The sequence below is a fragment of the Brevundimonas variabilis genome, assembly GCF_014199945.1.
Lineage (GTDB): Bacteria > Pseudomonadota > Alphaproteobacteria > Caulobacterales > Caulobacteraceae > Brevundimonas > Brevundimonas variabilis.
In genome coordinates this window covers 279292-302969 of sequence record NZ_JACHOR010000003.1, presented here as the reverse complement: position 1 = coordinate 302969, position 23678 = coordinate 279292, and the positions used below count along the sequence as shown (strand labels likewise).

Annotated in this window: 21 protein-coding genes; 14 read left to right on the top strand and 7 right to left on the bottom strand. The window is 65.9% G+C overall.

Annotation, left to right across the window (positions count from 1 at the left end; translation table 11 throughout):
• The first annotated feature begins 55 nt into the window (after positions 1–55).
• From GGR13_RS10155 to GGR13_RS10130, 6 genes are all read left to right on the top strand, one after another.
• Complete coding sequence (locus tag GGR13_RS10155) at positions 56–976, top strand: flagellin (protein ID WP_183213412.1); 921 nt, start codon at positions 56–58, stop codon at positions 974–976.
• A 255-nt stretch (positions 977–1231) separates the two neighbouring features.
• On the top strand, positions 1232–3955 hold the full coding sequence (locus tag GGR13_RS10150) for an NHL repeat-containing protein (protein WP_183213411.1): 2724 nt from the start codon (positions 1232–1234) through the stop codon (positions 3953–3955).
• A gap of 87 nt (positions 3956–4042) precedes the next feature.
• Complete coding sequence (locus tag GGR13_RS10145; protein WP_183213410.1) at positions 4043–4720, top strand: hypothetical protein; 678 nt, start codon at positions 4043–4045, stop codon at positions 4718–4720.
• The gene (locus GGR13_RS10140) at positions 4720–5130 is read left to right on the top strand and encodes a hypothetical protein (protein ID WP_183213409.1); all 411 of its coding nucleotides are present in this window, start codon (positions 4720–4722) and stop codon (positions 5128–5130) included. Before GGR13_RS10145 ends, GGR13_RS10140 begins: the two co-directional genes overlap by 1 nt.
• A 122-nt stretch (positions 5131–5252) precedes the next feature.
• On the top strand, positions 5253–5762 hold the full coding sequence (gene ssb / locus GGR13_RS10135; protein ID WP_183213408.1) for a single-stranded DNA-binding protein: 510 nt from the start codon (positions 5253–5255) through the stop codon (positions 5760–5762).
• A gap of 49 nt (positions 5763–5811) precedes the next feature.
• Positions 5812–6732, top strand: a complete 921-nt coding sequence (locus GGR13_RS10130) for an EamA family transporter (protein ID WP_183213407.1) — start codon at positions 5812–5814, stop codon at positions 6730–6732.
• Here the strand turns inward: GGR13_RS10130 and GGR13_RS10125 are convergent.
• Complete coding sequence (locus GGR13_RS10125; protein ID WP_425486087.1) at positions 6729–7292, bottom strand: superoxide dismutase family protein; 564 nt, start codon at positions 7290–7292, stop codon at positions 6729–6731. The two genes, GGR13_RS10130 and GGR13_RS10125, sit on opposite strands and share 4 nt — an antisense overlap.
• A gap of 128 nt (positions 7293–7420) precedes the next feature.
• Between GGR13_RS10125 and gyrA the strand changes: the two genes are divergently transcribed.
• Together gyrA and GGR13_RS10115 are read left to right on the top strand one after the other, a co-directional pair.
• On the top strand, positions 7421–10225 hold the full coding sequence (gene gyrA / locus GGR13_RS10120; RefSeq protein WP_221230599.1) for a DNA gyrase subunit A: 2805 nt from the start codon (positions 7421–7423) through the stop codon (positions 10223–10225).
• A 24-nt stretch (positions 10226–10249) separates the two neighbouring features.
• Positions 10250–11044, top strand: a complete 795-nt coding sequence (locus tag GGR13_RS10115) for an aminotransferase class IV (protein WP_183213405.1) — start codon at positions 10250–10252, stop codon at positions 11042–11044.
• A 135-nt stretch (positions 11045–11179) separates the two neighbouring features.
• Here GGR13_RS10115 and GGR13_RS10110 read toward each other — a convergent pair whose 3' ends face one another.
• The 4 genes from GGR13_RS10110 to GGR13_RS10095 form a co-directional block, all read right to left on the bottom strand.
• Complete coding sequence (locus tag GGR13_RS10110; RefSeq protein ID WP_183213404.1) at positions 11180–11629, bottom strand: PaaI family thioesterase; 450 nt, start codon at positions 11627–11629, stop codon at positions 11180–11182.
• A 74-nt stretch (positions 11630–11703) separates the two neighbouring features.
• Positions 11704–12270, bottom strand: coding sequence for a DUF3035 domain-containing protein (locus tag GGR13_RS10105; RefSeq protein WP_183213403.1), 567 nt, complete (start codon positions 12268–12270; stop codon positions 11704–11706).
• A gap of 66 nt (positions 12271–12336) precedes the next feature.
• The gene (gene lspA, locus GGR13_RS10100) at positions 12337–12879 is read right to left on the bottom strand and encodes a signal peptidase II (protein WP_183213402.1); all 543 of its coding nucleotides are present in this window, start codon (positions 12877–12879) and stop codon (positions 12337–12339) included.
• A gap of 73 nt (positions 12880–12952) precedes the next feature.
• On the bottom strand, positions 12953–13180 hold the full coding sequence (locus GGR13_RS10095; RefSeq protein ID WP_183213401.1) for a hypothetical protein: 228 nt from the start codon (positions 13178–13180) through the stop codon (positions 12953–12955).
• A gap of 111 nt (positions 13181–13291) precedes the next feature.
• On the opposite strand from GGR13_RS10095, the gene GGR13_RS10090 reads away from it, so the two are divergent.
• Positions 13292–14332 carry a helix-turn-helix transcriptional regulator gene (locus GGR13_RS10090; RefSeq protein WP_484478987.1) on the top strand — a complete coding sequence of 347 codons (1041 nt, stop codon included), beginning with the start codon at positions 13292–13294 and terminating at the stop codon, positions 14330–14332.
• A gap of 92 nt (positions 14333–14424) precedes the next feature.
• Here the strand turns inward: GGR13_RS10090 and GGR13_RS10085 are convergent, their stop codons facing one another.
• The gene (locus tag GGR13_RS10085; RefSeq protein ID WP_183213399.1) at positions 14425–15864 is read right to left on the bottom strand and encodes a helix-turn-helix domain-containing protein; all 1440 of its coding nucleotides are present in this window, start codon (positions 15862–15864) and stop codon (positions 14425–14427) included.
• A gap of 162 nt (positions 15865–16026) precedes the next feature.
• Between GGR13_RS10085 and aceA the strand changes: the two genes are divergently transcribed.
• On the top strand, positions 16027–17304 hold the full coding sequence (gene aceA / locus GGR13_RS10080) for an isocitrate lyase (RefSeq protein WP_183213398.1): 1278 nt from the start codon (positions 16027–16029) through the stop codon (positions 17302–17304).
• Positions 17305–17315: 11 nt separating this feature from the next.
• A complete protein-coding gene (locus tag GGR13_RS10075) occupies positions 17316–17525 on the top strand; it encodes a hypothetical protein (protein WP_183213397.1) in 210 nt (69 codons plus the stop codon).
• Positions 17526–17546: 21 nt separating this feature from the next.
• Here the strand turns inward: GGR13_RS10075 and GGR13_RS10070 are convergent, their stop codons facing one another.
• Entirely contained in the window at positions 17547–19241 is a 1695-nt protein-coding gene (locus tag GGR13_RS10070; protein WP_246347791.1) for an ATP-binding protein, read from the bottom strand.
• A 174-nt stretch (positions 19242–19415) separates the two neighbouring features.
• On the opposite strand from GGR13_RS10070, the gene GGR13_RS10065 reads away from it, so the two are divergent.
• From GGR13_RS10065 to pstA, 3 genes are all read left to right on the top strand, one after another.
• On the top strand, positions 19416–20816 hold the full coding sequence (locus tag GGR13_RS10065) for a sensor histidine kinase (RefSeq protein WP_183213395.1): 1401 nt from the start codon (positions 19416–19418) through the stop codon (positions 20814–20816).
• Positions 20817–20944: 128 nt separating this feature from the next.
• Positions 20945–22381 carry a phosphate ABC transporter permease subunit PstC gene (gene pstC, locus GGR13_RS10060; protein ID WP_183213394.1) on the top strand — a complete coding sequence of 479 codons (1437 nt, stop codon included), beginning with the start codon at positions 20945–20947 and terminating at the stop codon, positions 22379–22381.
• Entirely contained in the window at positions 22374–23675 is a 1302-nt protein-coding gene (gene pstA, locus GGR13_RS10055; protein ID WP_183213646.1) for a phosphate ABC transporter permease PstA, read from the top strand. Before pstC ends, pstA begins: the two co-directional genes overlap by 8 nt.
• Positions 23676–23678 lie beyond the last annotated feature (3 nt).

Below are 23678 nucleotides of genomic sequence, written 5' to 3'. Positions count from 1 at the left end.
CGGATACGACTCACGTCATAACTTCGTCCTGAAATCGACCGGGAACGAAGACCCAATGGCCAGTGTCAACACCAATACCTCGGCGCTTGTCGCCCTGCAGAACCTGAATGCGACGAACAGTCGACTGGATCTGACCCAGAACCGGGTGAGCACCGGCCTGAAGGTCTCGGGGGCCAAGGACAATGCGGCGGTCTGGGCCGTCGCGCAGAACCAGCGGTCCAACACCAGTGCCTATGAGGCGGTGACGACCAGTCTGAACCGTGCAACGTCCATCGCTGACGTCTCCCTTGCCGCCGGCGAGTCCATCTCCGACCTGCTGATCCAGCTCAAGCAGAAGGCGACCGCGGCGTCGGATCCCGGCGGCAGCACGGCCAGCCGGACCGCCTACAACAACGAGTTTCAGGCCCTGCTGCGGTCGGTCCAGTCCTTCGCCGACAACGCCCGTTTCGACGGCAAGAACATTCTCAACGGCTTCGACGACGACGGCGTGACTCCGACCACGGCCCCGCTCAACTTCCTGGCCAGCGGCGAGAATGCGACCGAGGTCATCTCGCTGAACCGTCAGGATTTCTCCCTCAACGGGCTGGGACTTGATCTTCCTGCCCGTGCAGCCGTGGCCGCAAGCCCAGGGCCGCCGCCCGTTCCGGCCGTGACCGCGCGCCCGGCAGGCCCGCCACTGCTCGACTCCATCGAGAATGCGACCGAGGCGCTCGGCGTCATCGATACGGCCCTGGCGGCAGTGAGCGCCGGTCTTGCCGAACTCGGTGCCCAGGCCAAGCAGATCGAGAACCACACGACCTTCGTTTCCAAGCTGGTCGACGCTCTCGAAGTCGGGATCGGCAACCTGGTCGACGCCGACCTGGCCAAGGAAAGCGCCAAGCTGCAGGCCCTGCAGGTCCAGCAGCAGCTCGGTGTCCAGGCCCTGTCGATCGCCAACCAGGCCCCGCAGGTCCTGCTCTCGCTCTTCCAGAATTAAGGCGGGGCCTCAGGGCTGCCGGCTGGTCCAGCCGTGCAGGGCGCTCAGGTCGACCGGGCTTCTGCGCAACCCGCGTCGCCGCCCCAGTCCATATAGCGCCAGAAAGGCCTGGATGACTCGTGCGGCCAACGACATCGGGGTCACGCCTGCTGTTGCTTTACCAGCCTTGCCAACGAACGGTGTCACGTCGGGGTTCCCGCCGGGCGTTAAGACCCCATTACCGCTGCGGGCCTAAGGTCGGGTCCGGAGGTTTCGGTGGTCGACAACAGCTTCTTGCTTGGCCTGTTCGGGGGGGCATCGACGGCAACGTCGTCTGGATCCTCTGCGCCGACGGCTGCCCGCAAGAAGGTTCAGCCGACCGCCCCCTGGAGCGCAGGTGCCAAGGTCCCCGATCAAAGCGCCAGCCTCCGCGCGGCCCTTGCCGGCCGCAGGGTGATCAACGAAGGCACGACCCAGCTCGATCTGCCGGGGGCGTCGAATGACTACAAGAAGCTGTTTGCCCTGTATCAGGGGCTGGAAACTCTGCGTGGCCTGACCGCCCGTGCCGGGGTGAGGGGCATCTCGGGATCCGAACAGGCGCTTCTGGCCAAACGGTTCGAAGCCGGCATCGCCGAGGTCTCGGCCTATCTCGATGCCAACCGGCTCGAAGGCGTGCGACTGACCCAGGGCGTGTCCCAGTCGACCAGCAAGACCACGGCCGGCGTCGCGCGTGACAGCACCAAGGTCATCACGGCAGGCATCCACGAAGGCGGGCTGACCGATGCGGTCGCGGCCTTCCAGGGCGACGTCGCCTTCAATATCTCCGTGACCAGCCTGAGCGGCCAGACCAGCACGATCGCCCTCGACCTGGCCGAACTCGGCGCGGCCCCACGCACCCTCGAGGCCGTGGTCAACTATGCCAATGACAAGCTTGCTGCGGCGGGCGTCGAAACGCGTCTGGGCTATACGCCGATCGCCAGCCCGACCAAGGTCGTGACCTATGGCTCGGCCAAGGTCACCCTGCCGGATGGGCCTGCGCGCTATTCGCTGACGCTCAATGGTTCGTCGACCGAAACCGTCGCCTTTGCGGCCGCCCGGACCGCGGACGCCGTCTATGTCGTCCAGTCGGCTGGCAAGGACGGTGTCCACGAACTCCTGAAATTCCAGAGCGACGGCGGCTCGGCAGACGCTCCCACCGGGCCTCGGCTGGGTGAGACCAACTGGGTCGAGGGTCGGGTCTCGCAGACCGGTCTCGACAAGGGCCTGGAGACGGTTCGGGCCAGCGCCACGGGCGCCGACGGAAGTCTGTGGGTGGTTGCCGATGTCGACGCCGGCACGGCAAACCAGCCGATCAAGGGCCGGCAGGATGTCGCGCTGCAGAAGTATGATTCCTCGGGGCGACTGCTGTTTACCCGCGCGCTGGGGGCGGCCGATAGCGCAAGCGGCTATGCGCTGGCCGTCGATGCCAACGGCCGTGTGGCGGTTGCGGGCTCGGTGACCGGCGCACTCGTGCCCGGAGAGGCAGGTGCCGACGCGCGGCTGGCCGACAGCTTCGTCACCGTCTTCGATGCCGACGGCCTGGAGCAGTGGTCCCAGCGACGGGGCGCGACGGCCGCCGACGAGGCGACGTCCGTCGCCTTTGGCAACAATGGCCAGGTCTTTGTGGGCGGCCGGTCCCAGTCGGCCATCCCTGGAGCCGGAGCTCTGGGGGGCTGGGACGGCTATGTCCAGACCTTCACCGAGACCGCGGCCGTCACGGCCAACACGCCCCCGACCATCACGGCCACCGCCAGCCAGTTCGGCACCGGCAGCGACGACGGCGTCCAGGCTCTGACCGTCGATGGCTCGAACCTCTACACGGCCGGGGTCGAGGACGGGCGAGCGGTTCTTCGTCGGTTCAGCCTCGATACGAACGGCGTCGCAACCCTGGCCCAGACGCGCGACCTTGGCTTCATCGCCGGAGAGATCGCCGGCATTGCCGTGTCGGGCGGCCGCGTGATCGTCACGGGGCAGACCGGGAACGAGGCGCTGGACGCCGGCACCGTCACCCGGGCCCATTCCGGCGGAACCGATGTCTTCATCGCCAGTCTGGGGAGCGATCTCGTGGCCTCGACGGCGGATCGGCTCACCTTCCACGGATCGGCTGGTGAGGACTCCGCCGCCGATGTGAAGGTCCATGCCGGAAAGGTCTGGATCACGGGCGTCTCGGATCGCGACCGGGCCGCCAAGCCCGAAGATCCGACACAGGGCTATCTCGCACGTCTGGACCCCACGACCGGGGCGATCGAGTACAGCCGAAGCTGGTCCGGCAAGGATCTGCAGGCCACGCCCCGGACCCTCGCCATTGCGGCTGGCGGGGCCAGCGTCCTGGACCGACTGGGCCTGCCGACCGGCCCGATCGCCCAGAGCGACTCCAAGCTGCTGACCGCGGCCACCTCACTCCGGGCCGGCGATCGCTTCACCGTCACGCCGGCCGATGGACGACGCGGCACGGTCGTCACCATCGACGCCCGCGACACCCTGCAAACCCTGCAGGACAAGATCACCAGGGCTTCCGGCCGGACCCTGAAGGTCACCCTCCTGTCCGAAGGGGCGTTTGCAGCCGACAGTCCCGCGGCCGTGAACAGTTCGGGTGGAGGCGTTCAGCGACTGTCGATCACCGCTGTCGAGGGTCGCGGCGCCATCCTGAAAGCCGGAGAGCCAGGTCGGGACGCGCTGGCGGGCCTGGGCCTTTCGCCCGGCTTCATCGGCAAGACGTCCGGGACCGACACCTTGAAGACCTTCGGGCTGAACCTGGCCCGCAATCTGAGATTCGACAGTGACCCGGCTTCGATCAAGGCCGCCGACGAGGCTGTCGAACTCGCCATCAAGAGCGTCAAGGATGCCTATGACGCCCTCAAACCCAAATCCAAGACGGCAGCCATCGCGGGACCCGCACCGGCCTATCAGGCGTCCCAGATCGCCAACTATCAGGCGGCCCTCGCGCGTCTCACGGGATAGCAGCGGTCGTTGTGCCCCGGGTCGTCACAACGGTTGACGCGGTGGGGGCGGGCAGGGTTATTGAGGCGCGAACCGCACGGACCCAAAATGGCGCTGCCCAACGACAACCGTATCATCATCGTCATTGGCGCCGGACTGGCCGTGCTGGCTGCCGTGGTTCTGGCGCTGGTGTTCGGCAGCGGTCGCGAACCCTCGGACGAGGCCCCTCCGGCGGCGCGGGGGGGATTGACCGTCTCCCTGGCCGATGCGCCGGGACTTGAACCCACCCGGGCCCTCCGGTGCTTCGTCGATGGCCAGTTCGTGGGGATGGCGACCCTGACCGAATGTGCCCAGCGCAACGGGCTGGCGACGGACGCACTCGATGTCGGGCTCGATGAGAGCGGCAACCTGGCCGCTGCGCCGACCGCTGCCTTCTCGCCTCCGCCGGCGGTTCCCGAGATCGACATCACCGAGCTTGATCCGATGCTCCCCGAAGCTCTGCCGGCCGAGCCATCGCGTCCGGTCGTGAAACAGGCCTCCGGGAGTGCGTGTCTCCGATACTCTGGCTCGGACTGGCGCACCCTGTCCGGCAACATGGGCCTCAATGCCTGCGTTCAGGCCCTTTACGCCGGCACCTGTGTCCGGCCCGGCGACGCCCAGTATGGTCGCTGGGGCGAGACCACCCTTCGCCTGGTCCCGCGCCGGGTCGAACAGTCCGATGACAACAGCCGTTTCCGGGTCCTCGCCGACCAGGATCGTGACTGCCAGTTCCCGGGGCTCGGCTGATGCGCTGGCTTCCCCTGATGGCTGTGGCCCTGTTGCCTCTGCTCTCCGCCTGCGAGACTGCTGCGCGCGCCCCCAACGATCCCGGCATCTGCTACAGCGTGGCCCAGAAGGAAGGGCAGGAGATGGCCTTCAACGTTCTTGCCCGCGACCAGCCCCAGATCGAGACCTGTGCAGCCCGGCTGGAGGAGATGCGTCTCAACTTCCTGCGGCTCGGCGGCACAAACCGTGACGTGGTGGGGGCCTATCAGGGTCGCTTCATCTTCGTCGACCGCCGCGGCATTTCGTTCAGCCAGCGTATCGATGGTCCCCGCTTCTTTGCCCTGGCGCGCACGGGCGACGGTCGTCTGGCGGTGCCGGGTGCGATCGATTTCAGCGAGGCCATGAAAGACCAACCCGCCCCGGCTCCCTGACCTGGCTTGCCGGGAACAAAGCTGGAACATTTCGTTAATGTCTGCTAGTCAATTGACCAGCGACGACCCTTCATCGCCTTTGGTCGCCTGAACGGCGCGGGCTCAAGACAGAAAGACTTTCCATGGCAGGCAGCGTCAACAAGGTCATCCTGGTGGGAAACCTGGGCCGCGATCCGGAAATCCGCTCCATGCCGAACGGCGACCGTATTGCCAACCTCTCGATCGCCACGTCCGAACAGTGGCGCGACAAGTCCAGTGGCGAGCGCAAGGAAAAGACCGAGTGGCACCGGGTCGTCGTCTTCAATGACAACATCGTCAAGGTCGTTGAAAACTATGTGAAAAAAGGATCGACCGTCTATATCGAAGGCGCGCTCCAGACCCGCAAGTGGACCGACAAGGACGGTGTCGAGAAGTATTCTACCGAGATCGTCGTCGGCAAGTTCAAGGGCGAACTGACCATGCTGGGCGGCCGCGAAGGCGGGTCGCAGGGTGGCGGCGGCGGCTACGGCGGCGGTCAGGGCGGGGGCGGGCGTGGCGACGACGACTATTCGTCCGGCTTCTCCACGGGTGGGTCCAACAAGCCGTCGGGTCCCAAGGAAAGCTATGACCTGAACGATGATATCCCGTTCTAGTCGCCGATCGTGATGGGCGTTCCGCGTCTCGCCGTGCGATAGCGGCCGCGTGACGACGCAAGCCCCCGCTCGACCTCCCGTTCGACCGCATGCCCTGACCCTGCTGGAGATCGCCGCCATCGTGGCGATCATCATCATCTGGGGTGTCAATAATGCTGCGGCCAAGGTGGCGACCGAGGTCCTGCCGCCGATGTTTACGGGCGCGCTGAGGTTTGCCATCGCGTCTGTGTGTCTCGTCTGGTTCGTGCGGCCACCGTTCCCGAACTGGAAAAGCCTTCTGATCATCGTTCTGGTCGGAGGGCCCATCCACTATGGTCTGATCTATCTGGCGTTCTGGCTGGCCAATGACGTCAGCCCGGTCTCGGTTGCGGCCCAGCTCTGGATTCCGTTCACCGCCCTGTTTGCCTTTCTCCTGCTCGGCGAGAAGTTGTCACGGGCGGCGCTTTCAGGCCTGATCATTGCTTTCGTAGGCGTGGCCTGGATGACGGCCGATCCGCATGCGCTGGAGGACTGGAAGGCGATCCTCGTGGTGATCGGGGCCAGCGCCGCCTGGGCGATCACCACGGTCATCGCGCGCCGGACGACGTCCATCCCGCCGCTGAAGATGCAGGGTCTGCTGGCGCTGGTGGCCCTGCCGACGCTGGCCTTCGCCTCGGCCTTCACCGAGACCGGTCAGGTCGATGCCGTCCGGCAGGCTACGCCGCTGATCTGGATGTGCATGGCCTGGGCCGGTGTTCTGTCGTCGGTTCTGGCAACCAGTCTCGTCTTCTGGCTGGTTCAGCGCCGCGAGGCCGGGCGGGTGACGCCCTATTTCCTCGCGACGCCGGTCGTGTCGGTCCTGATCGGCTGGCTCTTTGTCGGCGACGTGCTGACAATCCAGATCCTGACCGGGGCCGCCCTGACGATGGGCGGGGTTGCCGTGGTGGCCCTGGCCGAACGGGGGCTCAGGGCCGGGGCCGCGAAGGCCTAGCCAGCGGGCTGGAACACCCCACAGGCAATGCGAGCGCCGGCGCCGCCGATGGGCTGGCTGACGTGATCGTCGGCATTGGCATGCACGAGGAACGACAGGCCGTCCGCGTCCATCAGGTCCGGGGCCTGGCCCGTGTTGGCCAGATAGACCTCGGCCTTCGCCATGCCGTCGGCACCCGCCCAGACGTTCTGGAGATCGCCCAGGTCAGGTCCGCCATTGGTGTTCAGCAAACCGTGCGGGCGTGCGCCTTCCGAATGATTGACGTGGGCCCCGGCTGAAGTGAATCCGGGGCCTTCGCATGTTCCGACCGCGTGGAGGTGCACGCCATGCCAGCCCTGTGGCCAGCCTTGGCCCTCGACGCGCATCAGGAAGCCCGACGGACCTTCGAACATCGTCACCGTACCCGCATCGGCACCGCTGGCGGTCTTCAGGCTGGCCGTGGCGACGGGTGTCGGCGCGGGAGCGGTTGTGGATGCAGGGGCAGGCGCAGCATTGGGGGCTGGCGTCTGGGCTGTTGCACAGCCCGCAGCCAGAGCGGCGATGGCGACGAGGGGGATCATGCGCATGGAAACTTTCCTTTCACGGACAAGCGGCAATGCCTGTCGAACTTTGCCTATTGAGGCCTCGGATGCTAGAAATCCTGCCAGCGGATCACGTTCCGATTCCGGCCAGTTAAAGCCCAAAATCCTTGACCGACGACTCCTACGAAGACAACCCTCCGGTGCCTGAGACGGGTGGCGGCACGCCTCCCCGCCCGCCTGCCGGCGAGGGTGGCGACATCTCGACCATCACCATCGAGGACGAGCTCAAACGCTCGTATCTCGACTATGCGATGAGCGTCATCGTGTCCCGGGCCCTGCCGGATGCGCGCGACGGTCTGAAGCCCGTTCACCGCCGCATCCTGTATGCGATGCACGAGATGAACATGACCCCGGAGCGGTCATATTCGAAATGCGCGCGGGTCGTGGGCGACGTGCTGGGCCGCTATCACCCTCACGGGGATCTGTCGGTCTATATGGCGCTGGTCCGCATGGCCCAGCCGTTCTCGATGGGGCTGATGCTGGTCGATGGCCAGGGCAATTTCGGCTCCGTCGACGGCGATACCCCGGCCTCGATGCGTTACACCGAGGCGCGGATGGCCCCCGCGGCCGTCGCCCTGCTGGCCGACATCGACAAGGACACCGTCGACTTCCAGCCGAACTACGACGAGAAGGAACTCGAACCTGTCGTCCTGCCCAGCCGGATCCCGAACCTGCTGGTCAACGGGGCCGGTGGCATCGCGGTCGGCATGGCCACCAACATCCCGCCGCATAATCTGGGCGAGATCATCGACGCGGCCGTTGCCCTGCTGGACGATCCGGAGGTGTCCGACGACACCCTGCTGGACATCGTGCCGGGTCCCGACTTCCCGACGGGCGGCGAGATCATGGGCCGGACGGCGCCCCGCAACGCCCTGCGCGAAGGCCGTGGCTCGGTCATCGTGCGCGGCAAGGCCACGATCGAGGAGATCCGCAAGGACCGCGAAGCGATCGTGGTCACCGAGCTGCCGTTCCAGGTCAACAAACTGACCCTGCAGGAACGGATCGCCGAAATGGTTCGCGAGAAGCGGATCGAGGGCATCAGCGACGTCCGCGACGAATCCGACCGTCAGGGCATGCGCTTGGTCATCGAGCTGAAGCGCGATGCATCCGGCGATGTCGTGCTGAACCAGCTGTGGCGCTATTCGACGATGCAGTCCTCGTTCGGCGTCAACATGCTGGCGCTGAACCACGGGCGTCCCGAGCAGATGGGCCTTCGCAAGATGCTCGAGGTCTTCCTCGAGTTCCGCGAGGAAGTGGTCGTCCGGCGCGTGAAATTCGAGCTGGCCAAGGCGCGGGACCGGGGCCACGTCCTGGTCGGCCTGGCTGTGGCCGTGGCGAACATCGACGAGGTGATTCACATCATCCGGTCGTCCGCGGACCCGGCCGAGGCGCGCGAACGCCTGCAGGCCAAGCCCTGGCCCGTGGCTGACATGATCGCTCTGGTCGAGCTGATCGCCGACCCGCGCTCGATGCTGGTCGAGGGCAACAAGCTGACCCTGACGGATGAGCAGGCCCGGGCCATCCTGGCCCTGACCCTCAGCCGCCTGACCGGCCTCGGCCGTGATGACATCTTCGGCGAAGCGAAGGGACTGGCCGACACGATCCAGGGTCACCTGACCATCCTGTCGGACCGCGCCAACATCCTGGCCATCATCCGGGCGGACCTGCTGGATGTGAAGGAGCAGTTCGCCGTGCCGCGCCGCACCACCATCGGTGAAGGCGATGCCGACATGGAGGACGAGGACCTGATCCCCCGCGAGGACATGGTCGTGACCGTGACCCACGGCGGGTACGTCAAGCGCGTGGCCCTGAACGCCTACCGGACCCAGCATCGCGGCGGCAAGGGCAAGTCCGGCATGACGATGAAGGACGAGGATGCCATCACGGGCGTCTTCTCGGCCTCGACCCACACCCCGGTTCTGTTCTTTGCGACCAATGGCAAGGCCTACAAGCTGAAGGTCTGGCGCCTGCCGCTGGGCGGACCGACCTCGCGCGGCAAGGCCTTCGTCAACCTGCTGCCGATCGAGCCGGGCGACAGCATCATGAACGTCCTGCCGCTGCCCGAGGACGAGACGACCTGGCACGACTACGACATCATGTTCGCCACCCGCTCGGGCGATGTGCGCCGGAACAAGCTGTCCGACTTCGCCAGCGTCAACCGTGCCGGCAAGATCGCCATGAAGCTGGAAGACGGGGACCATATGGTCGGCGTCGCGATCTGCACCAGCGAGGACGATGTCCTGCTGACGACGGCCCTCGGTCGCGCCATCCGCTTCAAGGCGGACGACGTCCGTGTCTTCAAGGGCCGGGATTCGACCGGCGTGCGCGGCGTAAGGCTTCAGGGCGATGACGCGGTCATCTCCATGGCTGTCCTCGGCCGGGTCGACGCCACCCCGGACGAGCGCGCGGCCTATGTCAAACACGCCAATGCCATGCGTCGCGCCAGCGAAGGCACCGTCGAGGACGAGGCGCCGGTCGTAGAGGCTGACGACGAAGGCGCAGAGGCGGGCGGCGACGCCCCGATCTCGCCAGAACGGATCGCAGCCCTGGGTGCGGCCGAACAGTTCATCCTGACGGTCACGGACACCGGCTTCGGCAAACGGTCCTCGGCCTATGAATACCGGCGCACAGGCCGGGGCGGGCAGGGGCTGACGGCTCACGGTCTGGGTGGTCGCGCAGGCACGCGTCTGGCAGCGGCCTTCCCGGTGGAGGAGACCGACGACCTGCTTCTGGTCACCTCGAGCGGCCAGATGATCCGCACCCGCGTCAGCCAGGTCCGGATCGTCGGCCGCTCCAGTCAGGGCGTCACCATCTTCAAGACCGGCGAAGGCGAAAAGGTCGTGTCCGTCGAACGTCTGGCCGAAACGCCGGGTGGGGACGAAGGCGATGCCGGCGAGGCCGGTGAGGACTGATCCCTTCTGCGATCGGGGACGGGCGTGAGCGCGTTCCTGATCGATGGGCAGCCGGCGACGGAGGCCGACCTTAAGTATCTCGCCGTGGTCAACTACGGCGCCTACACCTCGTTCCGGGTGGAGGGCGGCGGGGTGCGAGGTCTCGATCTTCACCTCGAGCGGCTGGAAACCTCTGCTGCCGAACTTTTCGGGGAACGCATCGGCGAGGATCGGCTGCGCGACCTGATGCGCATCGCCCTGGCCGGTCAGCAGGACGCCTGGCTGCGTATCAGCCTGTTCTCGCCGGACATCTGGCCGCGCACGCCGTCAGCACAGGTCCGGCCCAAGGTCATGACCACGGTGTCGCCGCCACCCCCGCCCTTGGCATCCAGCGTCCGGCTGAAAGTCCAGACCTACGCCCGCGAGACCGCCGAGCTCAAGCACACGGCCACCCTGGGTCTGATCCGGGCGCGCCGTCTGGCGCGCGCGGCCGGATTCGATGACGCCCTGTTTGCCGATGCCGACGGGATCATTTCCGAAGGCGCGACCTGGAACATCGGCTTCCTGTCCGGGGACCAGGTGGTTTGGCCACAGGCCCCGATGCTGGCCGGAGTGACCCAGGTGCTGATTGCGCGAGGTCTGGCAGAGGTGGGCATAAGCCAGAGTACCGGGCCCGTCCGGGTCGCGGACCTTTCGCGGTTCGACGGGGCCTTCTTCTGCAACAGTTCTACGCCGGCCTGCGCGGTCGCGGCAATCGGCGACCATGTGTTTGACACACGGCCGGACCGGATCGAGCGGCTCGCGCAGGCGTGGCGTTTGCAGCCGGCCACGCCGGTTTAGCCCCATTCATCCCGGCGAAAGCCGGGACCCAGTGCTTTCGCAATGCGGGGCGTTCGGCGTTTACAACTGAGCTGCTCGGGACATTGCAGCCCAAGGACTGGGTCCCGGCTTTCGCCGGGATGAGCGGCGGAGGACCTATCTCGGTCTTTCCATCACCAGGCAGGTCGACGTCGCGGTGGCATACAGCGTGCCGTCGACGCCGCGCAGATCCGCCTCTGAAAACCCTGCACGACGGCCCATCTGCACGATCCGCCCTTCGGCACGCACCGGGATACCGGCCTTCAGTGCCTTGTGGAAGACCGTCTTGATCTCGAGGGTCGTATAGGCCTGGCCGGGTTTCAGCATCGAATGGACGGCGCAGGCGCAGGCCGAATCGAGCAGCGTCGCCATCCAGCCGCCATGAACCGAACCAATCGGATTGTAGGCGGCCAGCGTCGGCGTGCCCTCGAACACGACCCGACCCTTCTCGACCTCTACCGGCCCGTATCCGAGGGTCCCGGCAATCGGCACCTTGATATGCCCGGCGAGGATGGCTTCCAGTTGCTCGAGACCGGACAGGCTGGCGAGATCGAGGGGTTCGGACATTTCGGACGCCTTTGAAGGGTGTCCGTTTACAATAAGAACTGACGTCCGTCTGGCAAGTCGGCCGTTTTGCCGTCTTACAGCCCGGGGAGCTTGAACCCGCTCGAACGACGCGGAGCGATCAATACGCCCTGCTGTCCACCGGTCAGGGCCTGGACCCGGGCCGCTTCCGTGGCCGGGTCGATGGTCACGGCGCCCTGGGCGGTCTGGCTGACTGTGGGGGCCTGGGTGGAGGCATCGTCGCGGCGCCAGAACATGACGCGGTTGGCGAAGCTTTCTTCCTTGTGCGCGATGTCGCCGAACTCGTCGTCGACCACATAGCGGGCCAGCGGGTCGGCGCGATCAGCACCGGCAGCGGTCACGAGCGCCTGTTCGCCGGGCGTGCGCGTCACCGACTGGCGCTGACCCAGCAGGATCTGGCGCGCGGCGCTCTCGGGGGCCAGCTCCTGCGGGCGCGGCTGACCGGGTGCAGGCGGACGCAGGCCGTACTCGGGCGGCACCGACAGCGGCGCGGTAGACACGGTCAGGAACTCGTCCGGCACGACCTTGGTCAGGCCGATGCTCTGGCGCAGGCCACCACAGGCCCCCAGGGCGAGGGTGGACAGGGCGACGAGGCTGACGACGGCGACGTTACGGATACGCATGGGTCTGGACTGGCTCCGGGGCGGCCCGTGCGGGCGCTAGGTCTGACGTTAGTCAAGAGCGGGTGATTACGCCTTTTCGTTGGCGTCGCCAACCGTTGCCGGCTTTCGCTCCGACATCAGGCTGTCGAGAACCAGCAACACCACGCCGACGCTGATGGCGCTGTCGGCAATGTTGAACACCCAGGGGAACAGGCCGGTGTCCGAGAAGTCGAGAAAATCGATGACATAGCCGAAGCGGATGCGGTCGATCGCATTGCCGATGGCACCGCCGATGACCAGTCCGATGGCCCCGATCAGCAAGGGCCGGTCCGCGCGGGTCGCCCACCAGATCAGGCCGCCCGCAACGATGATCGAGAAGACCGCCAGGGCCCACCGCGCGCCGCCGCCTCCAAACAGTCCGAAACTCACGCCCGTGTTCCGGACCATGGTCAGGTCGAACAGGCCGGGAATGATCGTGGCGAACCGGTATCCATCCGGGATCAGGACGATGTCCGAGGCATCGACCGAGCCGAGGACCGTGTATTTGGTCCACTGGTCGAGGAGAATGACCACGATCGCGAGGGCATAGGCGACGTAGGCGGTACGCGGCACGGAAGATTTCGTTGTCATGCGTCGGGCTTCAAACGCCGCTCGGTCGGGCGCGGCCACGCGTTAGCAGGTCGCGCGCCGGTAGGGGAAGCCTTCAGGCGGCCATGCGGAAGTCGTCGCGGCCCCAGTCAGACCGCGCCTCGTCCCAGAGTGCGTCCTCGTCGGAGTAGCGGGCGCTGGCGGCGGCATCGATCACATCGATGACCTGTTCTTCCAGCCGGTCCCAGATGATGGCCAGGTCGCCGCAGCCGTCGGCCTCGCACGGGACGATCAGATAGCGGCTGGCATTGACGGCGGCGTGGGCACTGGAAGCGAAGGCCATGATGATCTCCTCAAAGACGGTGTGTCTTGCTGATGATCAGGGTGTAAGGCACTGTTACGACAGAATCGGTCGTATTGGTGAAAGGCGTCTGGATTGCGGCATGACAAGGCCATGGTGGTCATCGATCTGGCCCGGCGTCTGGCGGCGTCGGCTGAAGGGCTGACCCTCGACGAGATGGCGCGGGACCTTGGCACGACGCGGCGCTCTGCCGAACGCCTCCGCGATGCCGTCCTGATGCTGTTCCCTGCGGTGGAAGAGGTTTTCGATCCGCCGTTCAAGCGCTGGCGTATCCGCGGTGGATTATCGGCCTTCGAGCAGGCCCCGACCGCGATGGAACTGCTTGAGTTGTCCAAGGCGGCTCAGGCCTTGCGGACCGCTGGCGAACCCGGTCGTGCCGCTGCGCTGGAGGGGCTGGAGCGGAAGCTGAAATCGGCCATGCGGTCCGCGACCCTGACCCGAATGGCCCCGGACCTCGAGGCCCTTCAAGATGCCGAGACCACGGCCATCCAGGCGGGGCCCCGCCCGTCTGCGGACGATGCCCTGCTGCAGACCATCCGCAGCGCGGTGCTGGCCCGGTCGCCGCTGGCGTTTGACTATGCCCGTCCCGGTGCCGCGCCGCGGCGGCGGGTCATGGCCGCCTGCGGGGTGATGTTCGGCCGCGCCAACTATCTGGTGGCCGCTGACCGCGAGACCGGCAAGATTCAGACGTTCCGCCTCGATCGCATGACGGCCTTGGAGGCCCTGGCCGGCTATGCCGCTCCGCCAGAAGGGTTTGATCTGCAGACCTTCGCCGACCAGTCCTTCGGCATCTACCAGGACGCCATCGAGGACGTCGTGCTGCGCATCTCGGCTGACGGCGCGACCGAGGCCCGGGCCTGGCGCTGGCATCCCTCGCAATCGCTGGAGGACCAACCCGACGGGTCGGTGATCGTGCGGCTGCGGGCCTCGGGGATGCGCGAACTGGCGTGGCATCTGTTCACCTGGGGCCGTCAGGTCACGATCGTCGCGCCGGAGCGGCTGCGGACCGTGATGGCAGAGGAACTGGCGGCGGCACAGCGAGCGCTGGGGCTCTCAATTCCTTTTCCCCTTGCGGGAGAAGGTGGCGCGCGGAGCGTGACGGATGAGGGGTCGCAGTTCGGTAAAACGAACTGACCCAGCAATTCACATCCGCCCGCCTGACCCCTCATCCGCCCCTCCGGGGCACCTTCTCCCGCAAGGGGAGAAGGAACTTTGATCGCGTCGCTCTACCCCACGGCAAACGGATAGGGGCTGACCGATTTTGACCAGTCGTCGACGGTCAGGGGGCGGTCGACAGGCGGTGCGGCGCGTTCGGCACAGGGGTGGCGGTGGCAAAGGCGGCAGGCGGGCCCGATCGGCGTGACGTCCGGGGCTGCGAGGTCCAGACCCCTTGCGTGGATCAGGCGGTGGGCATCCTTGAGCTCGCACCCCAGGCCGATGGCGAGGTCGTAACGCTCCCGGTGGCCGCCCGAGACCATGGTCGCACCCTGACGATCCACGGTGCGCGCCAGGGTGAACCAGCGACCGCCGTCCGGCGTCTCGATGATCTGGGTCACCAGCCGCCCCGGTGTGCGGAAGGCGGAATGCAGTCGCCAGCGCGGACAGGCCCCGCCAAAGCGGGCAAAGGGGAAGGCCCCGGCAGCATAGCGCTTCGAGACATTGCCGGCCTGGTCCACCCGGATCAGGAAGAAGGGCACGCCGCGCGCCGTCGGACGCGACAGGGTCGTCAGCCGGTGCGCGACCTGTTCGTAGGACACCGAAAACCGGGCCTGAAGCCGGGCGATGTCATAGCCGCTGGCCTCGGCCAGCCGCTGGAATGCCGCATAGGGCATGAGGATCGCCGCCGCGAGGGTGTTGGTCAGCGAGACCTTGAGCAGGGACCGGGTCGCCGCGTCGGGCGCGCGCGCGGCATCGGCGAGGGCATTCAGCTCTGGCTCGTGTTCGCTGAGCGCCAGCTGGTAGGCGATGGCAAAGGCCCGTGAAGACGGGTCGAGCGTCTCGGACAGCAGCAGCCTGCGTCGATGGGGGTCGAACCGCCGGGTCCATTCCACCATCACCTCGGCCGGCATGATCCGGACGGTCAGATTGTGCCGCGAAGCGAGCCGCGCCCGGGCCAAGGCCTCGCACCCTTCGCCGGTCATGTTGGGGTCCAGCGACGCGTGAAGAGTCTCGCCAAGGCCGTCCAGCTCGGGGAAATAGTTGGCGCGGCCCTGGATCCAGTCGCGCACCCAGTCGGCCGGGGAGGGGCCGGCCGAGCCCTCGTCGCCATCGATCAGCGCGGCGCGGGCCCTGTCGCGGTGTTCGGAAAAGGCGCGATACAGCCGCAGGAGGGCCTCGGCCGCCCCCGGAGCATCGTCCACCATCTGGACCAGTTCGTGCCGGGGCACGTCCAGCCCCTGAAACAGGGGATCGGCCAGCACCTCGGCCAGTTCGGCCTCGCCCGCGACGCCGGCCTGGCCCAGGGATCGAAGATCGACGTCATAGGCATCGGCCAGTCGCAGCAGCAACTGCGCCGAGACAGGTCGCTGGTTGCGCTCGATGTGGTTCAGATAGCTGGGCGAAACGCCCAGGTCCACGGCCATGGCCGTCTGGGTCAGGCCGCGCTCGCGGCGCAACCGCTTCAGCCGGGCACCCAGGAACAGCTTGCGGTCGGCAGATACGTCCATACCGGCACGATGTCACATCATGACAAGATTGCAAGGGTCACGATATGACAACATGACACGAAACGGACGCCTCCAAGTGTATCAAAGATGACAGCCGCATGGTCTCTGGTTCGTGCCGTCACGACGATCGTGGCGACGTCATTCGAGATCCAAGAGCACGTCATGACCACCTTCGCCGACCTGGTTCCTTCGCCCGCTGGCCGTTTCGACGGCATTCAGCGCCCCTACACCCCAGAGGATGTTCTGCGCCTGCGCGGTTCGGTGCCCATTACCCACACCCTGGCCGAGCGCGGAGCCAACCGGCTCTGGGAGCTGCTGCACACCGAGCCCTACATCAATGCCCTGGGCGCTGTGACCGGCAACCAGGCGATGCAGATGGTCCGTGCGGGCCTGAAGGCGATCTATCTGTCGGGCTGGCAGGTCGCTGCCGACGCCAACACGGCCGGGGCCATGTACCCCGACCAGTCGCTGTATCCGGCCAATGCGGCCCCGGAACTTTGCCGCCGCATCAATCGCACCCTCCAGCGCGCCGACCAGATCGAGCACGCCGAGGGCGGTGCCAAGCGTGACTGGTTCGCCCCGATTGTTGCCGATGCCGAGGCCGGCTTCGGCGGCCCGCTGAACTCCTTCGAGATCATGAAGGCCTTCATCGAGGCCGGCGCGGCCGGCGTCCATTTCGAGGACCAGTTGGCCTCGGAAAAGAAGTGCGGTCACCTGGGCGGCAAGGTCCTGATCCCGACGCAGGCGCATGAGCGCAACCTGGTGGCGGCGCGTCTGGCCGCAGACGTGATGGGAACGCCGACCATCACCGTGGCTCGCACCGACGCCGAAAGCGCCCAGCTGATCACCTCGGACATCGACGAGCGCGATCAGCCCTTTATCGACCGCGACAACCGCACGCCCGAAGGCTTCTTCCGGCTCAAGGAAGGCACGGGCCTGGATCACTGCATCGCGCGAGGCCTGTCCTATGCCAACATCGCCGACCTGCTGTGGTGGGAAACGTCCCATCCGGATCTGGACGACGCCAAACGCTTTGCCGAGGCCATCCAGAAGGAGCATCCCGGCAAGCTGATGGCCTACAACTGCTCGCCGTCCTTCAACTGGAAGGCCAAGCTGGATGACGCCACGATCGCCAAGTTCCAGCGTGAGCTGGGAGCCATGGGCTACAAGTTCCAGTTCGTGACCCTGGCCGGTTTCCACAGCCTGAACAACGGCATGTTCGAGCTGGCTGACGGATATCGCGAGCGCGGCATGTCGGCCTATTCGGAGCTGCAGCAGCGCGAGTTCGCCAATGAAGCCATTGGCTACACCGCGACCCGCCACCAGCGCGAAGTCGGTACCGGCTATTTCGACCAGGTCGCGACCGTGATCTCCAACGGCCAGTCGTCGACGACGGCGCTGAAGGATTCGACCGAAACCGCCCAGTTCAAAGCCGCCTAAGGAGCATACCCATGGAACCCCTGAGCCGTCCTTCCGCCATCATCGACTTCTGCCTCGCCCCCCTGAACCTGGACGCCGGTTCGGACAGCGAAAAGGAGGTTCGTCGCCGCCTCGAACACGTCATCAAGACGTTTCAGGCCAAGGCCGCCAAGCCGGTGGCCGTCGACTTCTCGTCGATGCCCTCCCAGGTCATCAACGAAGCGGCCCACGGATACGAATAGGCCCGCACAGGCGCTGGTGGCTCAGGCTGCCAGCGCCTTCGGCTCTGCAATGAGTTCGGCCACGATCGACAGCAGTTCCATGGCGTCGAAAGGCTTGGCCAGATGCCGACTGGCTCCGGCTGCCTTGCTGGCAGCGACATGGTCCGGCAAGGCGTTGGCCGTCAGCATGATGATGGGCACCGGCGTCCGGCCGAGAGAGGCTTCGTGCGCGCGAATCTCGCGGGTCGCCGTCAGGCCGTCCATGACTGGCATCTGCATGTCCATCAGCACCAGATCAAAGGTGTCGGCCTGAAATGCGTTCAGGGCCTGAGCCCCATCCTCGACCTGAACGAGATCGACCCCGGTCTGACCCAGGATCAGCTCGACCACCTTGCGATTGGTCGGATGGTCATCCGCAACAAGGACGCGCACCGTGCGCGCGTCACTTTCGACGGGGGAGGCCTCGCTGTCCCTGATCGCCTTGGGTGCCGTCGCCTCGCGCAATGGAACCGTCAGGATGAAGGCCGACCCGCCGCCGGGCTCGCTTTCGCAGTCGAGATCCCCCGCCATCATTTCCGCAAGCTGTCGGCAGATCGCCAGCCCGAGGCCGGATCCGCCAAACCGCCGCGTGATCGTGCCATCCGCCTGTTCAAACCGGGTAAAGAGCCTGGCGCGTGCGGCCGCGTCAAAGCCGACCCCCGTGTCCTCGACCATGAATCGAAGCAGCGGAACGCCGTCCGCGCGCTCGCTGCGGGTCACGGTCAGGCTGACAAAGCCCTGGGAGGTGAATTTGACGGCGTTGGAGACGAGGTTGGTCAGCACCTGCTTCAGCCGGACCTCGTCACCCTGCACCCAGACTGCGGCCTCTGGATCAATATCGACGAAGAACTGCAGACCCTTTTCCGTCGCAGACGTCAGATAGAGTTGTGCGGCCTCGTGGACCGCTCGGGTCAGATCAAAGGGCTGATCCGCCAGCTCCAGTCGTCCGGATTCGACACGCGCCAGATCCAGGATATCGCTGAGCAGGGTCTGGAGGGTATGTCCCGACGACTGGATGAGATCCAGCATCTCGGTCTGGCCCGGGCTCAGATCGGTCCGCGCAAGGGCCTGGGCCAGCCCGATCACGCCGTTCAACGGGGTCCGGATCTCATGGCTCATATTGGCCAGGAACTCGGATTTGGCCCGATTGGCCGCTTCCGCCGAGTCCCGGGCATCGGACAGGGCTTGTGCGTCGCGTTTCAACTCGGTGATGTCGGCACAGACCGTCACAACACCGCCTGCCGATGTTCGCCGGTCCTGGACGCGCAGCCATCGGCCGTCGGCTAACTGCTGTTCCATTGAACTGGACAAGGCCTCGCGTGCAGCCAGCCGCTCGGCGATCCACGCCTCCTCACGACCGACCGCTTCGATGTAACGGCCCTTCTTCAGCCCGATCCGGAGTACGTCCTCAAACTTCATGCCGGAGCGCAGGCTTTCCGCGTCCTTGGAGTTCATTTCGGTATACTCGGCGTTCCAGACGATCAGCCGATCCCTGGAATCAAAGAGGGCCAGTCCGTCGGACATGGCCTCGATCGCCTCCTGCATCTGATCCAGTGCATCCGCACGGGATCGACGTCTGGCACCGGCCACAAATGCCGCTATGCCGACAATTGCGACGCCCAAAAGACAGATAGCGGCAGCCAAGACCGTCATTGCGAGGTCTTCAGGCAGCGCGACGATGTCCAGAAGACGTTGCAAAAGCGGACTTTTCCTCGTTCCATGACGATCATCGCTGAAACAGGTAAAAAATCCGCGTAATGTTAAGGTGGACATTTCCCTTCCACCGTCATCAACGCGTGGTGGTTTATCGGTAGGAAACACCAACCCGACATGGCCTTGCCCGAGTCGCGACTGCCGGACCGTTCCCTGCCTATGCCCTTTGACGAATCGCCTTCGCCTGTCGCCCCGCTCGCGTCGTCACGGTTGTGGACGCCAGGGGCGAGCGGCCTGCTGGCGGTGATGATCATGGTGTTGATCGCCGTCGCCCAACCGCAGCTGGCCGCCTGGCTCTTGTCCGGAGCGGTGGTCGTGGGATTCGTGACATGGCTGGGGAGCCGTCGCTCCGGGTCAACCCAGATCAGCCCGATCGGAGAGGGCGAAGACGGCGAGGCGACACGCTTTCCGGCGTCCCAGGCCTTGATGGACAGTGTGTTCGAGGCATTGAACGACCCCGTCATGATTATCTCGGGCGGTGAGGCGGACGACATCGCAGGCCGCCGTATCGTTCTGGCCAACGGTGCGGCCCGCGACCTGTTGCGGATCCAGCGCGAAGGCAGTCTGCTGGTGTCGGCCGTGCGGGACCCCAATGTGCTGGAAGCCGTGGATGAGGCCCTTTTCGGCGGCATCTCGCGAACGACGGACTATGCAGCGGCAGGCGCAAGGACGCGTCACTGGAAGGCCTGGGTTCGGCCTCTGCCTTCGGCAACGACAGGATCGCTCGCGCTTCTTGGCTTGCGCGACGAGACAGACGTGCGGCGAATGGAACTGATGCGTGTCGATTTCCTCGCCAATGCGAGCCATGAGCTGCGGACCCCGCTGGCCTCGCTCAGCGGCTTCATCGAAACCCTCAAGGGCCACGCGCGCGATGACGCTGTGGCGCGTGACCGGTTTCTCGACATCATGGCCACCCAGGCGGAGCGGATGAGCCGACTTGTGGCCGACCTGCTGTCCCTCAGCCGTATCGAGCTGAACGAGCATATTCCGCCGTCCGGTCGCGTGGATCTGCCGAGGGCGGCGTCCGATGTCCTGGATGCCGTCAGTGTCCTGTCCCATGAAAAGGGCATCTCGCTCGTGCTTGACGGAGCTCGCAGGGCGGTCATTGACGGAGAGCGGGACGAGATCGTCCAGGTGATCCAGAACCTGATCGATAATGCCATCAAATATTCGCCTCGCGACGGGACCGTGGAGATCGCCGTCGAAACGGACCTTGCTCTGGACGAGACGATGAAGGCTCGCATGGAGGGCGCGACCCGTCTTTCGCTCCTGACGCCCGATCGTGAGGTCGGTGCGCGCTATGTGCTCGTGACGGTCCGTGATCATGGGCCTGGCCTGGCCCGTGAGCATCTTCCGCGGCTGACGGAGCGCTTCTACCGGGTCGAGGGGCAGAAGAGCGGCGAACGGGCCGGCACCGGGCTTGGCCTGGCCATCGTCAAACACATCGTGAATCGTCATCGCGGAGGACTGTCCGTCGAAAGTGCGCCCGGAGAGGGGGCCATTTTCAGTGCCTTCTTCCCGATGGCGGCCGACCGGGCGGAGTCCGTCGAGCTGCAGTGACGCTTGCCCGTCGGTGTTATGGAACTGTCATGTCTTCGTCTTAATCCGCTTGCCAACTCAGGGCAGTGATCGGCGCAGACAAGCCGCTCCCGGCGCGTCCTGAATCCGAGACGCCTTACCGGCCCGCAATGATCTGGTTATTTCTGCCCGTTCTGATCGCGCTGTCGGCGCTGGCCTTCTTCGGAGGGCGTGAAATCGCGTCCCGGCGGGCCGGCGCGAGTGCCATCAAGGCTCATTCGCGCCCGAGCCAGCATGGCTATTATGCGCTGATCTGGGTGGGTGTTCCGGCCCTGGTGGTCCTGCTGGCAGCCGCAATCTTTTCGGGTCCAATCGAGCAATCGGTCATGCAGGCCGGGGCTCCGGACTCCATTGCCCAGCTGGAGCCGTTCCGGCGAGACGCCTTTTTCAACGATGCGCGGCTTGTCAGTGCTGGCCAGCAGCCGCATCAGATCTGGCCGCAGGCGCTCGCCGAACAACTGACACAGGAAGCGCGCCGTTACGGCGACCTGTCTCGTCTTCTCAGCCTGGGCTGCATCGTGGGGGCCCTGGTGGCGGCCACGCTTGGCGGGCTGTTCGTGTACACTCGCATCTCTCCGACCCTTCGCGCGCGAAACCGTGTCGAAGGCTGGATCGGCGGGGTGCTCTTCACGTGTTCGGTCGTGGCGGTCCTGACGACGCTGGGCATCGTCTTCTCCCTGCTTTGGGACAGCCTTCGCTTCTTCCAGTCGGTGCCGATCGCCGAGTTTCTGTTCGGCACGCAATGGAGCCCGCAGATCGCCATTCGGGCGGATCAGGTCGGATCGACCGGTGCCTTCGGCGCTGTGCCGCTGTTTGCGGGCACATTTCTGATCATGCTGATCGCGATGCTCGTTGCGGCCCCGATCGGTCTGTTTTCGGCGATCTACCTGTCTGAGTATGCCAGCCGCACGTCGCGGGCCGTGTTCAAGCCGATCCTCGAGATCCTCGCCGGCGTTCCCACAGTCGTCTACGGCTTCTTTGCCGCCCTGACCGTAGGACCGGCTTTCCGGGAGGCGTTCAACGGCCTTGGAGCCTTGATGGTCGGCGGGCCGCTCGATGGTCTGGGTCAGTATCTGATGCTGGTCCAGAACCAGATGGCCCTCGTCGCGGGTGCCGTCATGGGGATCATGCTGATCCCGTTCGTCTCGTCCCTTTCGGACGACATCATCAACGCCGTCCCGCAGAGCCTCCGCGACGGGTCCTATGCCATGGGTGCGACCAAGTCCGAGACGGTCAAGCGCGTCCTGCTTCCGGCGGCCCTGCCCGGGATTGCCGGAGCCCTTCTTCTGGCCATGTCGCGCGCCATTGGCGAGACGATGATCGTGACCATGGCGGCGGGGCTGGCGGCCAATCTGACGCTCAATCCCCTGGATACGGTCACCACGGTCACGGTCCAGATCGTGACGCTGCTGACGGGCGACCAGGAGTTCGACAGTCCCAAGACGCTGGCGGCTTTCGGCCTCGGCCTGACCCTTTTCCTCGTGACCCTCCTGCTGAACATCGTGGCCCAGCGGATCGTGCAGAAATATCGTGAGCAATATGACTGAGGCCGCCCCCGACATGAGCGTCGCTCCGGTCAAGGCCCGCACAGACCGGCTGCAGGCCGGGCTGAAGGCACGCTATGCCCGCGAGCGCCGCTTCAAACTGTATGGCGTGATGGCGATTGCGGTCGCGGTTGGCTTCCTGCTTCTGCTTCTGGGCCGGATCATCGAACAGGGCCACACGGCCTTCTATGCGCATGAGCTAACGATACCGGTCTACATGGATCCGGCGCGCATCGACCGGACCTACCCCCAAGGGACCAACTTCCAGCTTCTGGTCGCGGAGCAGCAGCTGGCCCGCTTCGGCATCACCGACGATGCCCAGGGCACCCAGGCGACGGCGATGCGGACGCTGCTGTCGTCGGAACTGAAGTTCCGCGCTGCCGCGATGATCCGCGAGAACCCGGCACTGATTGGCCAGACCGTGCCCGTCACGGCACCGGTCTCGGACGAGGCGGACCTCTACTACAAGGGCGAGATCACCGCTGAAACGCCCTCCGACCAGCGTCGTGTGTCGGATCAGCAAATGGCCTGGCTGGATCAACTCAAGTCCGACGGTGCAGTGCAGGCCAAGTTCAACTCGGCCCTGTTCCAGAACGGGGACTCGACCGAGCCCGAACAGGCCGGCGTGCTCGGGGCTGTCGTCGGGTCGGCGCTGATGCTGCTGGTGACCGCCCTGATCGCGATCCCGATCGGCGTCGGTGCGGCCGTCTATCTTGAAGAGTTTTCCCCCCGGAACCGGCTCACCGACCTGATCGAGGTCAACATCAACAATCTCGCGGCCGTGCCGTCGATCGTCTACGGCCTGCTGGGCGTGGCGCTGTTCATCAACTGGATGAACCTGCCGCGATCCTCTCCCCTTGTCGGGGGGCTGGTGCTGGCCCTGATGGCCCTGCCGACCATCATCATCGCGACCCGGTCATCTTTGAAGGCCGTGCCGCCTTCGATCCGGGAAGCTGCACTGGCCATGGGGGCCTCGAAGACCCAGACGGTGTTCCAGCATGTCCTGCCGCTGGCGATGCCCGGCGTCATGACCGGCACCATCATTTCCATGGCCCATGCACTCGGCGAGACAGCCCCGCTGCTGCTCATCGGCATGGTCAGCTTCGTCCCGGGCATCCCTGGCGGCCTGACCGAGCCCACGGGCGCCCTGCCGTCGCTGGTCTATATCTGGGAGAACGCTTCGGAGCGGGCGTTCCACGAGCGGACGGCTGCGGCCATTCTGGTGCTCCTTGCCTTCATGATCGTCATGAACGCCGCCGCGATCCTGCTGCGTCGGCGCTTCGAACGCCGGTGGTAACCC

What these genes read in the sequence shown, in the direction of transcription:
- GGR13_RS10155 (WP_183213412.1), top strand. Translation starts at nt 56, where the DNA reads ATGGCCAGTGTCAACACCAATACCTCGGCGCTTGTCGCCCTGCAGAAC.
- GGR13_RS10145 (WP_183213410.1), top strand. Translation starts at nt 4,043, where the DNA reads ATGGCGCTGCCCAACGACAACCGTATCATCATCGTCATTGGCGCCGGA.
- GGR13_RS10140 (WP_183213409.1), top strand. Translation starts at nt 4,720, where the DNA reads ATGCGCTGGCTTCCCCTGATGGCTGTGGCCCTGTTGCCTCTGCTCTCC.
- ssb (WP_183213408.1), top strand. Translation starts at nt 5,253, where the DNA reads ATGGCAGGCAGCGTCAACAAGGTCATCCTGGTGGGAAACCTGGGCCGC.
- GGR13_RS10125 (WP_425486087.1), bottom strand. Translation starts at nt 7,292, where the DNA reads ATGATCCCCCTCGTCGCCATCGCCGCTCTGGCTGCGGGCTGTGCAACA.
- GGR13_RS10110 (WP_183213404.1), bottom strand. Translation starts at nt 11,629, where the DNA reads ATGTCCGAACCCCTCGATCTCGCCAGCCTGTCCGGTCTCGAGCAACTG.
- GGR13_RS10105 (WP_183213403.1), bottom strand. Translation starts at nt 12,270, where the DNA reads ATGCGTATCCGTAACGTCGCCGTCGTCAGCCTCGTCGCCCTGTCCACC.
- lspA (WP_183213402.1), bottom strand. Translation starts at nt 12,879, where the DNA reads ATGACAACGAAATCTTCCGTGCCGCGTACCGCCTACGTCGCCTATGCC.
- GGR13_RS10095 (WP_183213401.1), bottom strand. Translation starts at nt 13,180, where the DNA reads ATGGCCTTCGCTTCCAGTGCCCACGCCGCCGTCAATGCCAGCCGCTAT.
- GGR13_RS10090 (WP_484478987.1), top strand. Translation starts at nt 13,292, where the DNA reads ATGGTGGTCATCGATCTGGCCCGGCGTCTGGCGGCGTCGGCTGAAGGG.
- GGR13_RS10085 (WP_183213399.1), bottom strand. Translation starts at nt 15,864, where the DNA reads ATGGACGTATCTGCCGACCGCAAGCTGTTCCTGGGTGCCCGGCTGAAG.
- aceA (WP_183213398.1), top strand. Translation starts at nt 16,027, where the DNA reads ATGACCACCTTCGCCGACCTGGTTCCTTCGCCCGCTGGCCGTTTCGAC.
- GGR13_RS10075 (WP_183213397.1), top strand. Translation starts at nt 17,316, where the DNA reads ATGGAACCCCTGAGCCGTCCTTCCGCCATCATCGACTTCTGCCTCGCC.
- GGR13_RS10065 (WP_183213395.1), top strand. Translation starts at nt 19,416, where the DNA reads ATGCCCTTTGACGAATCGCCTTCGCCTGTCGCCCCGCTCGCGTCGTCA.
- pstC (WP_183213394.1), top strand. Translation starts at nt 20,945, where the DNA reads ATGATCTGGTTATTTCTGCCCGTTCTGATCGCGCTGTCGGCGCTGGCC.
- pstA (WP_183213646.1), top strand. Translation starts at nt 22,374, where the DNA reads ATGACTGAGGCCGCCCCCGACATGAGCGTCGCTCCGGTCAAGGCCCGC.